We start from the raw sequence: 15,169 nt of genomic DNA, 5'->3' as shown, positions 1-15,169 counted from the left end.
GTCCGCCGAGCCCGCGCCGCCGGCCGGGCAGGACGGCCGGACCGAGCAGCCGTCCGCCCTGCCGCCGACCGCGCCGCCCCCTCCGCCGTCCGGCGCGCCGTCCTCTCCGTCGCCCGACGCGACCGCTCAGCTTCCGGCCGCCCCTGCGCATCCCCAGGGCCCGGACGGCGGTGCCTGGTACAACGCCGCGGGCGCGCAGCAGGCGTACGGCCCCTCGCCGCAGGGCGGCGCGGGCGGCGGGCCGCTCGTCCCGATGGCCCCGTGGGGCGCTCCCGAACCGCCGCGGCGCAAGCGCGGCGGCGGGCTCGTCGCCGCCGTCATGGTGGCGGCCCTGGTCGCCGGCGCGGCCGGCGGAGGCATCGGCTACTGGGCCGCGAACCGGAGCGACACGTCGTCCACGACCGTCTCGTCCGCCGGTGACCCGAAGATCGCCAGCAGGACGCCCGGTTCCGTCGCGGACATCGCCGACAAGGCGCTGCCGAGCGTCGTGACCATCGAGGCCCAGGGCAGCGGCGGCGAGGGCGGAACGGGCACCGGCTTCGTCTACGACACCGAGGGCCACATCCTCACCAACAACCACGTCGTCGCCTCGGCCGCCGAGGGAGGCCGGCTCTCGGTCACCTTCTCCAGCGGCAAGCAGTACGACGCCGAGGTCATCGGCCGCGCCCAGGGCTACGACGTCGCGGTCATCAAGCTGAAGAACCCGTCGGACGCCAAGCTCAGCCCGCTCCCGCTCGGCGACTCCGACAAGACCGCCGTCGGGGACGCGACGGTCGCGATCGGCGCGCCGTTCGGCCTGTCCGGCACCGTCACCACCGGCATCGTGAGCGCCAAGAAGCGCCCCGTAGCCTCCAGCGACGGCGGCGGCAGCGGCAACGCCTCGTACATGAGCGCCCTCCAGACCGACGCCTCGATCAACCCCGGCAACTCCGGCGGCCCGCTGCTCAACGCCCAGGGAGCGGTGATCGGCATCAACTCCGCCATCCAGTCGGCCAACAACGGCGGCGGCTTCCCCGGCGCGCAGGGCCAGTCCGGCAGCATCGGTCTGGGCTTCGCCATCCCGATCAACCAGGCGAAGAACGTGGCCGACCAGCTGATCAGGACCGGCAAGCCGGTCTACCCCGTCATCGGCGCCACCGTGAACATGAAGGACGGCGGCTCCGGCGCCCGGATCGCCGCCAACGGCGCCGACGGCTCCGCCGCCGTCACCCCCGGCGGTCCTGCCGACAAGGCCGGCCTCAAGTCCGGTGACGTGATCGTCAAGCTTGCCGACGCCAAGATCGACAGCGGCCCCACCCTGATCAGCGAGATCTGGACCCACAAGCCCGGCACCAAGGTCTCCGTCACCTACCTCCGCGACGGCAAGCAGACCACGACCGACATCGTCCTGGGCGAACGCACCGGCGACAAGTAACCCACCCGCAGCGGCCCGCCGCTCCCCGACAGCCTCCCCACCAGCCCCTCCCCCTCCCCGGCGGGGCTGCACACCCCCAACCCGCACCCGGTAGGCTGTCCCCCGCGCCGCGGCAGGACGCGCGGCGCGGGGAGGCTTGCCCGAGCGGCCTAAGGGAACGGTCTTGAAAACCGTCGTGGCAGCGATGTCACCGAGGGTTCAAATCCCTCAGCCTCCGCTGCCAAACGGCTCCTGACCAGCGGTGTTGGTCGGGGGCCGTTCGTTGTGCGCGCCGACCGTCGACGATCGTCGTTCCCCGCTGCGGCCCGGCCGTACGGGCACGGAAGAGGCACGGCCGAGGACGGACCTCTTCGGGGCGCCGGTCAGCCGGAGCGTTCTGCTGCGGCTGACCGCGTCGCTGCCCGGTCTCCGGCTGCGGCGCCTCGCGTGGTCAGCGTGGAAGCAGGGGTCGGTGCGTCACTGCTCACCGAGGGACGCCTGTCGGGCAAGGAACTCCTCGAACGCCGCCTTCTGCTTCGGGTCCATGAAGCCCTGGCGGACATCGCGGGCCTTCTCCTGGAGCCAATGCGCCTCGTCGGGGCTCAGAAGCTCGGCGACCACCACGCCTTTGCGCGCAATCGCCGTGCGCCCTCCTACGCGACGACGAAAGAGCGTGAACGCGCCGAGTTCCATCGGGTGGGCCAGTTCCGGCTCCTCCGCCACAGCCGGGTTCTCGTCCTCAGCGCCACTCGTCGGGTAGGCGGCGGGGGCCCAATGCTCCCAGAGTGCCAGCGTGGCCGCGGGCACCAGCACGACGCGTTCCGCCTCTGCACACCCCTCCCACATGAACGCGACAGTGAGGGGCCCATCGATCGCCTCGGCCAACCAGAGCACCCTTTCCATCTCATCGTTGATCGGGTAACTCACCGCTGCGTGCATCTGGATGCTCATGGTGCCCGAGGCTACTGACCGCCTCTGACACCGGTGACTTCACCGACTGGGCGCCTGCCCAAGACAGTTCGGGTCGGCGCCGCCGCGGTGCTACTCATCAGACGGACCCGCGGCCCGTGCCGCTCGTGCGCGTCCTCCAGGTACGCCTCGCGGACGAACAGGTGGGCCGCGGGGTGGGCTTGGGGTCGCTCAGTCGTACTTCGTGCAGGTCAGGCGCTCCACCTGGCCGGGCGCCGCGTTGTTGGGCCGGGGCTTGCCGTGGACGCGGAATGGCGTCGCGGTTGTCGCCTGGATCACATGCGTCCGTCGGTCACATTCCTTCGGCGGGATCCGTCAGAGCAGTGACAGCAACGTGAAGGAACCGAAGGAGACATGGCGATGGAGACGCGTGCGATCACGGCAGAGGTCAAGGCGGGGCCGCGGATGTCCGACCCCGGGGTGCTCGTTCCCGAGCTGGCGGAGGTGTCGGCGGCGCTGTTCAAGGCCACGGGGAACCGCACGGTGCCGCGGAGCACGATCAGCCTGCTCCAGCTGCGGGCCGGTCAGATCGTGGGCAACACGTACCTGACCGTTCTGCACACGGGTTTCCTGCGCAAGGCCGGGGAGTCGGACGAGCGGATCACCGCGGTGTCCTCCTGGCAGGACTCTCCCTACTTCACCGGTCCCGAGAGGGCGGCGCTGGCCCTGGTGGAAGCGGTGCTCCAGCCGTCCGCGCACGGCGAGAGGGTGTCCGACCAGCTCTTCGCCCAAGTGGCCGAGCACTACGACGAAAAGGCGCTCGCCACCCTGATGATCGCCATCGGGCAGGTCAACTTCTTCATCTCGATCGCCCTCATCGCCAAGCCGGTGCCCGGGCGGGGGTTCACCGACCCGTGGGAGTGAGGCCGGTCGGCGAATAAAGCGTTGCGTTGGGGTGGTTGGGACCGCCCGCCGGGCGGAGGGCTGTCGCCCGACGGGCGCGGTACGGGGTGCGTGCGGGGGCCGGGGTACGGCCGCCGGGCCTTTACGAGGCGCGGCGTCGGGCCGGTGTCAGCAGGGTCAGGTGCGTGCCCGGACGGCCGGCGCGGCGTCCGGCCACGGTGGGGTACGCGTCGGCGCGGCCCGCCGGCCGCCAGTGGTCACCGAGCCGCTTAGCCGTGTACATGGCCTCGTCGGCGCCGCGCAACAGCTCGGGCAGGGCGGCTCCCGGGCGGTACGCGGTGTGACAGAGGCCGATGGAGGCGCGAGGGGCCAGGGTGATGGTTCCGGCGTCGAGGGGTGCGGAGAGACGGGCGGAGAGGCCGTACGTCAGCTCGGCGTCCAGGTCGGCGTCGGGAGCGAGGCGGACGACGGCGGTGAACTCGTCACCGCCCAGCCGTGCGGCGAAGCCGCCGCGGGAGGCGCACCACGCCGCGAGCCGGCGGCCGACGGCGGCGAGCACCTGGTCGCCCGCCGCGTGCCCGTGGGTGTCGTTGATCTGTTTGAAGCCGTTGAGGTCGAGCAGCAGCACGGCGGCGTGCGGGTGGCGCACGGCCCGCAGGGCGCGGGAGGTGAACTCCTCGCGGCGCATGAGGCCGGTGAGGGGGTCCGTGCGGGCGGTGTGGAGGCGGCGGACGAGGAAGAGGGCGTGGGCGGCCCAGCCGATGGTCGGTGCGGCGACGGGCAGGACCTGGAGTATGAGGTTCATCGGGCGCCTTCCTGTGCAATCGCTGGTTCCCGAGGGGTGGTCGGGGGTGACGCGTGTGCTCTGGTGCGCCGGTTGAGCTCGGATGGTGCTGGGGGGGTGCTGGATGTGCTGGGGCGTGCTGGATGTGCTGGGCCCGCTGGACGTGCTGGACGTGCTGGGCGCGCCAGAAGCGCTGGGCGCGCTCGTGGCGCTCGGGTGTGCGGGTGTGCGGGGTGCGGGTGTACCTGAGGTGCGAACGGCCCGGACTCCCGGATGCCGCAAGGCCGGTACGGACGCGCTGTCGTGCGTCGCGGACTCGTTCGGCCGGGCCGGGTCCGGGGTGGGACGTCATGCCTGACGTCCCCAATTCGGACCGGTCGGCAGCAGGATCGGGGCAGTGCACATCCTTTGCCCGTTCCGGGCTGCGGGAGTGGCGCGGGAGTGGCCGGAGTACGTGACCCATTACGTGCCGAAACGATTCGCTCCATGGGGGATTTGGGGAATGAGGTCGGCAAGGGAAGGGTGTGGGCCGCGGTGCCCGAATCTGCGGAAGTGATGGAGGTTTATTCCGAGACGCTCATGCTTGCGAGGGAATGAGGAACAGCGGGGGGTTCGGTGGAGATTCGGTGGGCAAATCTGGTCTCGCGACGTCGATCAACCGCAGGGCGGCCGGCCAACCGCCCCGAAACGTCCAGCAGTTCCAGCAGTTCCGTTCTGGAGGCATGACATGGCAAGCACCCGCACTGCAGCCCGTATCCTCGCCGCCGTAGCCGCTCTTCCGATGGCGGTACTCCTCTTCGCCGGCGCGGCCCAGGCCGACGACGGCCACCACGGGCAGCTCGCCAACCGGGGCTCCAACGCGGCGATCGCCGGAGTCGTCGGCAGTGGCGTCGGGGGGAGTAATCACGGCAACTCCACGACCACCCAACAGGTGGCCACGGGCACCGGAGCCACGAATCAGGACAACACCGCGAGTGTCACCGGCTCCCGGTACACAGCCATCCAGCAGGAGAACGTGCGGATCGTCTTCACCAACATCCATGGCCGCTGAACCGGGCCGGGCCCGGTCGACTCGGGGTGACCGGGAGCGGGGTGAGGGCGAACTGGGAACGCAGAGGGTTTGAGAGGGCCTGAGAGGGCCTGAGAGGGATTGACAGGGTCTGAACGACCGTGCGACGGCGCTCCGGTGCTCGTCGCACGGTCGTTTCCCCTTCGGGGCGAGCGGTCGGAGGGTTAGGTGTGGGGTTGTTGAGGCCCGAGTCAGCTTGAATTGCCGGGTTTGTCACCGTGGAAGCCAGGAGGTCCCACGTCCGGGCTGCTTCTCGGGGCAGACGGATGAATGGAGGGCGTGTCAGCGAAGGCCCATGGGATCCTGGTCCTTGACTTCGCCGTATGGACGCACGAAAAAAGATCATCGGATATCTCGTCGCCCTGATGGCGGGCATGGCCCAGCTCCCGGCCGGTTACGCGCCCGCCACGGCGGCCGACGCGAAGGCGCCGATGGTCAAGGCGCGCGCCGTGTTCCGGGGAAAGGCTTTCGACACCTGCGAGGCGCCGTCGCTCAAGACGCTCAAGGCGTGGAAGACCTCCCCCTACCGGGGTGTCGGCATCTACTTCGCCGGGGCCGGGCGCGCCTGCCCCCGTCAGCGATGGCTCAGCGCCGCATGGCTCACCGGCGCCCGTGACCTGGGCTGGCGCGTACTCCCCCTCTACGTCGGCTCGCAGTCGCCCTGCGTCCGTTCGGAGACCAAGCGGAGCATCCCCATCGGCGACGAGCCCGAGGACCAGGGGGCGGACGAGGCGATCGAGGCGGTGGAGAAGGCCGGCAGGCTCGGCATCCTGCCGGGCAGCCCGATCTACCTCGACATGGAGGCGTACAACGACAAGGACGCGGACTGCGCGTCCGTCACCCTGGCCTTCATCCGCTCCTGGAGCAGCTCGGTCAGCCGGCGGGGCTACGTGCCCGGTTTCTACAGCAGTGCCGAGTCGGGCATCCGGCACATGGAGCGCGCACGGAAGTCCGGAGTGGGATCGCTGCCCTCGGTGATGTGGTTCGCCCGCTGGCGCGTCGCCGCGTCCACCGAGCATGAGCGCACCCTCGCCAAGAACGCCTGGCAGCCGCACCGGCGCATCCATCAGTACGCCGGGGAGGTCTCGGAGACCCACGGGGGCCGGAAGCTGACCATCGACCGTGATCTGGTGGACGCACCGGTGGCCGTTATCGGGTGACGGCGTTCCACGGGTGAGCCGGGTGCCGGCGTCGGGTGCCGGCGTCGGCCGCCGGGGCTGCTGGCGGCCGGGCTGTCGTCGGCCGGGCTGTCGTCGGCCGGGCTGTCCTCGGCCGGGCTGTCCTCGGCCGGGCTGTCCTCGGCCGGCCCCGGCCTCGGCTCCGGCCCCTGCCCCCGCACCCCCCGCACCTCTCGCCCCACCTCGGCACCGTCATCGGAACCGACCGGTCCCCGGCGCCCGCGCGCCCCTCGTCAGCAGGCCCGATACCGACGTCGCGCCGTCTACCCCTCCAGGAGGTGGGGATAGCCTGACCAGTACGACCTGAGGCGGATCGGCCTTCGGCACTTGCGGCCGATCCGCCGGGTACAGGGGCGCTCCTAGCGTTGAGTCATGACCACGACCGTGTGCCCCAGTGCATCCACTGCCGTGTACCCGTCCTTTTCGTCGTACGTACGGGCACGCGGTCCGGTGCTGCAGCGCACCGCCCGTTCGCTGACCGCCAACCCCAGCGACGCCGAGGACCTCCTGCAGACCGCGCTCACCAAGACCTACCTGGCCTGGGAGCGCATAGAGGACCACCGGGCGCTCGACGGCTACGTCCGGCGTGCGCTGGTCAACACGCGTACCTCGCAGTGGCGCAAGCGCAGGGTCGAGGAGTACCCCTGTGAGGAGCTCCCCGACCGCGAGACGATGCCCGCCCCCGACCCGGCGGAGGCGCAGGCACTGCGCGACGCGATGTGGCGCGCGGTGCACCGGCTCCCGGACCGGCAGCGGGCCATGGTCGTCCTCAGGTATTACGAGGACCTCACTGAGGCGCAGACCGCCGAGCTGCTCGGCGTCTCGATCGGGACGGTCAAGAGCGCCGTGTCGCGGGCACTGGGCAAGCTGCGGGAGGACCCGGACCTCGCGCGGGTGGCCTGACGGCGCCCCCGGCCACGACCTCGGCCGAGGCCGCGGGCGGGGACGCCGTCACACCCCCTCCTGCCCCCGCTTTCCCTGAGCCGCGGCCGGGCGTGTATCCGCGCCGGGGCGGGCGTACGGCAGCAGGAAGACCAGGAAGGTCGCCGCTGCCAGCAGGACGGTCGTGACGATGGACGCGACGCCGAAACCGTGCGTGTAGGCCCCGGTGGCCCCGGCGACGGCCCCGCCGAGCGCCCCGTAGAAGACGACGCCGAGGATCGCGAGGCCGAGGGCACCGCCGACCTGCTGGGCGGTCGACAGGACGCCGGAGGCGAGGCCGGCGTTGTCGTCGTCCACGGGGGCGAGGATCGCGCCGATCAGCGGGGGCTGGAGCAGGCCGTGGCCGATGCCCTGGAAGGCCAGGCACAGGATGAGCGCCCAGAGGGGCATCCCGGCACCGCAGAGCAGTGCGACGGCGACCGTCGCCGCCGACCCGGCCGTGAGGGCGATGCCGCCCGTCTCCATCACGCGGCGGCCGAGGCGCGGCGTCAGCCGTCCGCCCACCAGACTGGCCGCGAACATGGTCACGGCCAGCGGCGTGTAGACCAGACCGGCCTGGTAGGCGGGCAGGCCGAGGCCGTTCTGCAGGAGGAGGGAAAGGATCAGGAAGAAGGAGTTCAACGCGGCGTAGTAGAAGAGCACCAGTACGGTGCCCGTGCGCAGCGTGGGCAGGCGGAGCAGCGCCGCGTCGAACAGGGGCGGACGGCCGGAGCGGGCGACCCGTCGTTCGACGGCGAGGAAGCCCGCCAGGGCGGGGACGGACGCGGCCAGGCTGCACCAGGTCCACCACGGCCAGCCCAGCTCCCGGCCCTCCACCAGCGGGACGATCAGCAGGAACAGGGTGACCATCAGCGCGAGCGCCCCCGGCAGGTCCAGCCGCCGGGCGCGCGGAGCGCGGGACTCCGGCAGCAGGACGGCCGTGAGGAGCATGGCCGCGAGACCGATCGGCACGTTGATCCAGAACACCGGCCGCCAGCTGGTGCCGAAGAGATCGGCTTCGACGAGCAGTCCGCCCGCCACCTGACCGGTCACGGTGGAGAGGCTGACGACGGCGCCCAGGACGGCGAACGCCCGCGCCCGCCGCTCCTCGTCGAGCAGCACCCGCACGATCGCGTACACCTGCGGGAACATCAGCGCCGCCCCGGCCCCCTGGAACAGCCGGGCACCGATGAGCGCCGGGGCGGTGGGGGCGAGGCCGCAGGCGAGGGAGGCCAGCGTGAACAGGCCCATGCCCAGGAGGAAGATCTTCTTGCGTCCGTGGAGGTCGCCGAGCCTGCCGCCGGTGACGAGCAGCACCGCGTAGATCAACTGGTAGCCGGCCAGCACGAATTGCAGCTGCGCGTCGGACGCGTGGAGGTCCTCCTGGATCGCCGGGGCGGCGATCAGAACGATGTTGACGTCCATGATGGCCATGAACGTGCCGGCCATCGACGCCAGCACACCCGGCCAGGGCCGCCCGGCCCGGGAAGGGCGCCGGGCGGGGCGTTCTTGCGACGACGGGCCGTCGGCCGGGGGGCTGCCAATCGGAGTGGTGGGCACTGAGGTCATGATGCTGATGGTGGTGGTGTGCGGCAGGGTGCTCCAGATGCGGTTTATGCCGGTACAGAACTCACCACTCTTCGGAGCCGGGCATCCGAGCCGGGCACCGGGAACGCGATGCGTTACCAAGAGCTCCTAGAGCTCCAAGAGGGGCAGCTTGGCGCGGGACGCCTCGTCCGCCGGAAGGTAGATCACCATCTTGACCTCGGTGTTCTCCTCGGGCGCCAGCTTGGAGCAGTCGAGGGAGAGCCGGCCGGCCGCCGGGTGGTCGAACTCCTTGCGCGTCGTCTCGAACGTGGCGATGCCGTGCTCCGTCCACCACTGCCGGAACTCGCCGCTCGCCGCGCTCAGGGCTCGCGTCAGCCGCTCGAACCGTGGATCGCCGGCGTGCCGCGCGGCGGCGGCGCGGTACTGGCCGACCAGGTGGCGGGCGTCGGTCTCCCAGCCCACCACCAGGGAACGGATCCGGGGCTGGGTGAACAGGAGCCACAGCATGTTCCGTTCACCGGCCGGCCACTGGAGGGGATCGCCGATCAGGCCCGCGTGGGCCCGGTTCCAGGCGAGGAGGTCCCAGCAGGGGCCGATCACATAGGCGGGCCGGGGCGAGAGCTCGTCCAACAGCCGCTGGTACAGCGGGTTCAGCCCCGCCGCCGCCCCGCTCCCGGGCGTTTCGCCCGCCTCGGACGCGTCCGGCGGGACGCCCGGCAGTGCGTCGGTTGGTACGTCGGGCGGTACGTCGGGCAGTACGTCCGGCGGGAGGAGGACGCCCGAGAGCGTCAGCAGGTGGCGCCGCTCCTGGTCCGTCATCCGCAACGCATCCGCCACGGCGTCGAGTACCTGGCGGCTCACCCGTATCTTTCGTGCCTGTTCCAGCCATGTGTACCAGGTCACACTCACCCCGGAGAGCTGCGCGACCTCCTCCCGCCGCAGCCCCGGCGTACGGCGCCGGGGGCCGGGCAGCAGGCCCGCGTCCCGGGGGGAGAGGCGCTCGCGCCGTGATCGCACGAAGGCCGCCAGTTCCCTGCGGCGGGCGCTGCTGTCCATGGTGTCTCCGGGTCGGCCCGCCGTCGCCGGGCCGTGAGGCCGATGCGGCGGCGCGGCAGTGCGTCGGTGCGTCGGCCGGACTGATGAGCCGGACGGGTTGGCGCGGCGGGGCGGATGCTGGCCGGTTCGAGAGTAATCGCAGGTACGAGCGGTTCCAAGGGGTTTGTGGGGGCTGTCGGGACTGTCAGGGCTGTTGTTGGGATGACCTGGGTGGCCATGAGGCTCATGAGTGGCGGAAGGACGCGCAGGCGGCGCCGGGACGCGGTCGGGAGCGATCCGGTGGCGCAGAGGTAGTGACGTACCACCGGAAACGCCACCAGAATCACCCGGGAACGACCCTCGCGTAACGAGCCGTCACAAGTACGAAATGGGGAGGCCCCGGGTGCGGAGCACGATGCAGGACGTACCGCTGACCGTCAGCCGGATCCTGGTCCACGGGACCGTGATCCACGGACGGGCGCAGATCACGACCTGGACGGGGGAGGGTGCACCGCGCCGGCGCAGTTTCGCGGAGACCGGGGCGCGGGCGATGCGGCTCGCGCATGCGCTGAGGGGCTTGGGGATAGCCGAGGACGACGTCGTCGGGACCCTGATGTGGAACAACGGCGAACACGTCGAGGCGTATTTCGCGATCCCGTCCATGGGCGCCGTGCTGCACACGCTCAACCTGCGGCTGCCTCCCGAGCAACTGGCCTGGATCGTGCGCCACGCGGCGGACCGCGCGGTGATCGTCGACGGCTCGCTGCTGCCTTTGCTCGCCCCGCTCCTGCCGCACCTCGACTCGGTCGAGCACGTGATCGTCTCGGGGCCGGGGGACCGGTCCGTCCTGGAGGGCTGCCGCCCGCGCGTGCACGACTACGAGGACCTGCTCGCCGCGCAGACCGATGCCCCCTACGCGTGGCCGGACCTGGAGGAGGGCCGGGCCGCCGCGCTCTGCTACACCTCGGGGACGACGGGCGAGCCCAAGGGCGTGGTCTACAGCCACCGTTCGCTCTACCTGCACTCCATGGAGATCAACTCCGCGGCGACGTTCGGGCTGAAGCAGGGCCAGGTGTGTCTCCCCGTGGTGCCGATGTTCCACGTCAACGCCTGGGGCCTGCCGCACGCCGCCTTTATGTCGGGCACGTCGCTGCTGCTCCCCGACCGGTTCCTCCAGCCCGCGCCGCTCGCCGAGATGATCGAGACCGAGCGGCCGACCCTGGCCGCCGGGGTGCCGACCATATGGCAGGGGCTCCTGGCGGAGCTCGACGCCCGTCCGCGCGACACCTCCTCGCTGCAGGCCGTGGTCAGTGGCGGTTCGTCCTGTCCGCCGTCCCTGATGAAGGCGTTCGAGGAGCGGCACGGGTTGCGCCTGGTGCAGGCGTGGGGGATGACGGAGACGTCCCCCCTAGGCTCGATGGCTTACCCGCCGGCCGGCCTCACGCCGGAGGAGGAGTGGCCGTACCGCGTCACCCAGGGCCGCATCCCCGCCTCGGTCGAGGCCCGGCTTGCCGGTCCCGACGGGTCCCTCCTGCCGTGGGACGGCAAGTCGGCCGGCGAACTGGAGGTCCGCGGCCCGTGGATCGCGGGCGCGTACCACGGGGGCGCGGGCGCCGAACCGATCCGCCCCGACGACAAGTTCAGCCCGGACGGATGGCTGCGCACCGGCGACGTCGGGACGATCACCCCCGACGGCTATCTGACCCTCACCGACCGCGTCAAGGACGTCATCAAGTCCGGCGGCGAGTGGATCTCCTCGGTCGAACTGGAGAACCACCTCATGGCCCACCCCGAGGTCGCCGAGGCGGCCGTGGTGGCCGTGCCCGACGAGAAGTGGGGCGAACGGCCGCTGGCGGCTGTGGCACTGCGGGACGGGTCGGCCGTGGGGCACGAGGTGCTGCGGGCGTTCCTCGGGGAGCGAGTGGCGCGGTGGCAACTGCCGGAACGGTGGGTGCGGGTCGCGTCGGTGCCGAAGACGACCGTGGGGAAGTTCGACAAGAAGGAGCTGCGGCGGCAGTACGCGGAGGGGGAGCTGGAGGTGACGGTGCTGGCGCCGGTGCGGGGGTGAGGTTGTAGGGGGCCCGGATCCGGCCTGGGCCCCGGCCCTCGGCCCCTGCCCCGGGCTCGGGTGGGGGGCCGGGGCGAGGTCGTTGGAGAGGGCGGGGGTGGTGCAGGTGTTCGGGGGGCTCCTCCGGGCTCCCCGAGGCTGTTGTCCGGGTCCGGGTCCGGGTCCCTCACCGCTCCCGTGCCACCAGCGCGCCCCCGAGCCAGCCGATCACCGCGCACAGGGCCGCGATCGCGCAGACGCCGTTCCAGCCCCACTGCCCGAACGCGGGACCGGCCAGCGCCGAGGTGAGCGCCCCGCTCGCGAAGGAGCAGACGACGTACGCGGTGTTGGCCGCCGAGGGCGTGCGGGTGGCGCCCAGAGCGAGCGTCTGGTTGGCGACCTGGCCGGCCGTGAAGCCCAGGTGGAGCACGACCGCGCCGGCGCACAGCGCCCACAACCGGTGTCCGCCGAGCCAGAAGAGCGGCAGGGAGACGGCCGCCGCCGTGTAGCCGGCGGCCACGACCCGGTGGGCGCCGAAACGGTCGATCAGGGCGCCCGCGGCGGGGGAGGCCACGGCCGAGGCGAGCCCGAAGAGCCCGAACAGGCCGGCCGTGGCGGTGGACATGGCGTAGGCGCCGTCCTCGTCGGTCAGCAGCAGGACGAGCGTCGTCCACAGCGCGCTCCAGGTGCCGAACAGGCCGGCCTGCCGCAGGCACGCCGCCCGGAGGGCGGGTGAGGAGGCCACCATGCCCGGCAGTCCGGCGATGGCCTTCAGCGGGTGGGACGGGCGGACGGGACGCGTCTCGGGCGGCAGCACCGCGGCCGTCAGGACGCCGATGGCCAGGGTGAGCACGGCCGCGCCGAAGAAGACCGGCCGCCAGCCGTACGCCTGTCCTGCCAGTCCGCCGAGCACACGGGCCGCGACACTGCCCGCGAACAGGCCGGTGACGACGGCCCCGACGTGCCGGCCCCGCCGTTCCGCCGGGGCCCGCTCGGCCACGAGGGGGACGAGCAACTGCGGTACGACCGTGGCCGCGCACGCCACGAGGACGGCCGCCGCCAGCGCGGGCGCACCCTGCATGAAGCCCGCCGCCGCCACCGCCACGGCCGCCACGGCGGAGAGCACCCACACCAGCCGCCGCCGGTCGGCCGTGTCCCCCAGCGGCGCGAACAGCAGCAGGCCGACCGCGTAACCGAGTTGGGCCACCGACGCCACCCAGCCCACGGAGGAGGTCGGGACACCGAAGTCATCGGCGATCAGGCCGAGCAGCGGGGTCGCCAGGTAGATGTTGGCGGCCGTGATGGCCGTGCACACGGAGATGACGGTCAGCAACAGCCCGGTACGGGGGGCTGCCCGGTGGGGGGCGGGCGCGGGGGCTGCGGCGGGGGTGGCGGTGGGGATGGGAGTGGGGGTGACGGACGGGTTCGGGGCGGTGGATCGGCTGACTGCGGCGGATGCGTCGCTGGTGGCGGACGCGCCTGAGCTGCTGGGTGTGGCGGTCATAGCGGGAGGTGCTCCCCACTCTCACTCTTCGACTCGACTGCTGGACTCGACTGCTGGATCAGAGGAAGTAACCAACTGGTTGGTTGCGATATTCCTCGTCGTCCGGCACCCGTGTCAACCAATTAGTTGGTTACGCTGTGTGTCATGGCAGGAGTCAGGGATCCCGAGGCCACCAAGGCCCGTATCTTCGAGGCGGCCACCGCCGAGTTCGCCGCGTACGGCATCGCCGGTGCCCGGGTTGACCGCATCGCGCGCGAGGCGAAGGCCAACAAGCAGCTCATCTATGCCTATTTCGGCAACAAAGCGGAACTGTTCTCCCAGGTCCTTGAGTCCCGTCTCACCCAGCTCGCCGCCGACGTGCCCGTCGACGCCGAGGAGGTCGACGCCTGGATCGACCGCCTCATGGACTACCACGCCGCCCACCCCGAACTGATCCGCCTGATCTACTGGGAGGGCCTGGAGTACGGCACCGACACCTTCCCCCACGAGGACGAGCGCCGACGCCATTACGACCGCAAGGTCGCCGTCTTCGCCGAGGCCCAGCGCAAGGGCGTCATCAGCTCCGAGATCCCCCCTGCCGACCTGCTGTTCATCCTCATCGCCATGGTCTCCTGGTCCACCGTCCAGCCCCAGATGCGCCGCATCCTGACCGGCGACACCGACGACGACCGCACCCGCCTCCGCGCCTCGGTACGGGCGGCTGCACGACGCATCGTGGGGTGACGGCCTTGGCCTTGGACGAGGCTGGAGTGGTTGGGCGGTCGGCTGCTGGTGGGGCGGCATTGTGCCCGTTCGTCCGTCCCTTTCGTCTCGTGCCCTCCGGGCCCNGATGCGGGTGGGGCGGCAGCGGTGGGCGGTTTACATGGCGGGTGCTCGGCCGACCGCCTGTTTCGTCGTTGCGCGCGCCGAAAAGCGGCTGGCTACGGAGAGGGGGGCGTGCGGCCTGAGGCCGTCGGCCGTCTCCGGGGTGTGGGTGGGGCGGGGGAGGTGGGCGGTTTACGTGGCTGCTGCTTGGCCGTCCGCCCCCGTTTCGTCGTTGCGCGCGCCGAAAGGGCGGCGGGCTGGGCAGGAGCGGGGTGGTGGTGGGTGTGGGTTGGCCGGTGCGGGTCTCTGGGGGCTGGGGTGGTGTGGCGGGTGGGGTGCGGGGTGTTGGTGGGCCGAGGCGGGGGACGGGAGTGGTGGATTGGGGCGGGTTCTCGGGCCGACACGCGGGGTTCGGCCGCCCGGATCTACCAGTTGCTGTCCCAGTGGTCCGCTGGCCGGGCGGTCGGCCCGGCTGCATGCCTCTTCCCTGTGGATGGCCGGGTGGTGTGGTGAATGAGGCGAGTGGGATTGGTGAGCTCGGGGTCGGATGGAAGTGGTGGATTGGGGCGGGTTTCCGGCGCGACACGCCGTGTTTGGCCGCCCGGATCCACCAGTTGCTGTCCCGCTGGCCCGTCGGCCGGAGGTCGGCCCCGCCGCACGCCCTTCCCTGTGAATGGCCGGGGTGGTGTGGTGAATGAGGCGAGTGGGGTTGGTGAAACCGGGGCCGGACGGAAGTGGTGGATTCGGGCGGGTTTCCGGGCCGACACGCCGTGTTCGGCCGCCCGGATCCACCACTTCCCGTCCCACCGGCCCGCAAGCCGGACAACCGGCCCCGGGCCGCCCGCCCACCTTCTCCGTAGCCAGCCGCTTTTGGGGCGCGCGCAACGACGAGAGGGACGGTCGGCCGAGCACCGGCCATGTAAATCGCCCACCGACCCCGCCCCACCCACCAGCTCGCAGACGGCTGAACGCCCCTCAGCCGCGCGCCCCCTCCTCCGCAGCCAGCCGCCTTTGGACCCGCGCAACGACGAAACCGGTAGCCGGCCAAGCACCCGCCACGTAAACCGCCCACCG

The 15,169-nt window shown here is 71.8% G+C and carries 12 protein-coding genes and 1 tRNA gene; 8 read left to right on the top strand and 5 right to left on the bottom strand.

Annotation, left to right across the window (positions count from 1 at the left end):
* The coding region (locus HN013_RS31540; protein ID WP_249375658.1) for a S1C family serine protease at nucleotides 1–1,414 on the top strand (1,414 nt) is incomplete at its 5' end.
* Nucleotides 1,415–1,544: 130 nt separating this feature from the next.
* Nucleotides 1,545–1,631, top strand: a tRNA-Ser gene (locus tag HN013_RS31535).
* 239 nt (nucleotides 1,632–1,870) lie between these two features.
* Here the strand turns inward: HN013_RS31535 and HN013_RS31530 are convergent.
* Nucleotides 1,871–2,344 carry a hypothetical protein gene (locus HN013_RS31530; protein WP_171172346.1) on the bottom strand — a complete coding sequence of 158 codons (474 nt, stop codon included), beginning with the start codon at nucleotides 2,342–2,344 and terminating at the stop codon, nucleotides 1,871–1,873.
* A gap of 378 nt (nucleotides 2,345–2,722) precedes the next feature.
* On the opposite strand from HN013_RS31530, the gene HN013_RS31525 reads away from it, so the two are divergent.
* Nucleotides 2,723–3,226 carry a carboxymuconolactone decarboxylase family protein gene (locus HN013_RS31525; protein WP_171172344.1) on the top strand — a complete coding sequence of 168 codons (504 nt, stop codon included), beginning with the start codon at nucleotides 2,723–2,725 and terminating at the stop codon, nucleotides 3,224–3,226.
* 121 nt (nucleotides 3,227–3,347) lie between these two features.
* On the opposite strand, the gene HN013_RS31520 is transcribed toward HN013_RS31525, so the two are convergent.
* Complete coding sequence (locus HN013_RS31520; RefSeq protein ID WP_171172343.1) at nucleotides 3,348–4,010, bottom strand: GGDEF domain-containing protein; 663 nt, start codon at nucleotides 4,008–4,010, stop codon at nucleotides 3,348–3,350.
* A gap of 706 nt (nucleotides 4,011–4,716) precedes the next feature.
* Here HN013_RS31520 and HN013_RS31515 point away from each other — a divergent pair.
* The 3 genes from HN013_RS31515 (at nucleotide 4,717) to HN013_RS31500 (ending at nucleotide 7,139) form a co-directional block, all read left to right on the top strand.
* Entirely contained in the window at nucleotides 4,717–5,040 is a 324-nt protein-coding gene (locus HN013_RS31515; protein WP_171172341.1) for a hypothetical protein, read from the top strand.
* Between the two features lie 341 nt (nucleotides 5,041–5,381).
* Nucleotides 5,382–6,218, top strand: coding sequence for a DUF1906 domain-containing protein (locus HN013_RS31510; RefSeq protein WP_249375656.1), 837 nt, complete (start codon nucleotides 5,382–5,384; stop codon nucleotides 6,216–6,218).
* Between the two features lie 390 nt (nucleotides 6,219–6,608).
* Complete coding sequence (locus HN013_RS31500; RefSeq protein ID WP_171172339.1) at nucleotides 6,609–7,139, top strand: SigE family RNA polymerase sigma factor; 531 nt, start codon at nucleotides 6,609–6,611, stop codon at nucleotides 7,137–7,139.
* A 48-nt stretch (nucleotides 7,140–7,187) separates the two neighbouring features.
* Here HN013_RS31500 and HN013_RS31495 read toward each other — a convergent pair whose 3' ends face one another.
* Nucleotides 7,188–8,606, bottom strand: coding sequence for an MFS transporter (locus HN013_RS31495; protein WP_171172337.1), 1,419 nt, complete (start codon nucleotides 8,604–8,606; stop codon nucleotides 7,188–7,190).
* Nucleotides 8,607–8,852: 246 nt separating this feature from the next.
* Nucleotides 8,853–9,761, bottom strand: a complete 909-nt coding sequence (locus HN013_RS31490; protein ID WP_171172335.1) for a helix-turn-helix transcriptional regulator — start codon at nucleotides 9,759–9,761, stop codon at nucleotides 8,853–8,855.
* 382 nt (nucleotides 9,762–10,143) lie between these two features.
* Here HN013_RS31490 and HN013_RS31485 point away from each other — a divergent pair, with 382 nt between their 5' ends.
* Nucleotides 10,144–11,808 (top strand): long-chain fatty acid--CoA ligase, encoded by a 1,665-nt coding sequence (locus tag HN013_RS31485; RefSeq protein WP_171172333.1) that lies wholly within the window; start codon nucleotides 10,144–10,146, stop codon nucleotides 11,806–11,808.
* Between the two features lie 166 nt (nucleotides 11,809–11,974).
* Here HN013_RS31485 and HN013_RS31480 read toward each other — a convergent pair whose 3' ends face one another.
* Entirely contained in the window at nucleotides 11,975–13,189 is a 1,215-nt protein-coding gene (locus tag HN013_RS31480) for an MFS transporter (RefSeq protein WP_398981169.1), read from the bottom strand.
* Nucleotides 13,190–13,435: 246 nt separating this feature from the next.
* Here HN013_RS31480 and HN013_RS31475 point away from each other — a divergent pair, with 246 nt between their 5' ends.
* The gene (locus HN013_RS31475) at nucleotides 13,436–14,014 is read left to right on the top strand and encodes a TetR family transcriptional regulator (RefSeq protein ID WP_171172329.1); all 579 of its coding nucleotides are present in this window, start codon (nucleotides 13,436–13,438) and stop codon (nucleotides 14,012–14,014) included.
* Nucleotides 14,015–15,169 lie beyond the last annotated feature (1,155 nt).

This window comes from Streptomyces sp. I05A-00742 (assembly GCF_013055795.1).
GTDB lineage: Bacteria > Actinomycetota > Actinomycetes > Streptomycetales > Streptomycetaceae > Streptomyces.
The sequence above is the reverse complement of the archived record's forward strand: the minus strand, read 5'-3'. Positions and strand labels throughout refer to the sequence as shown.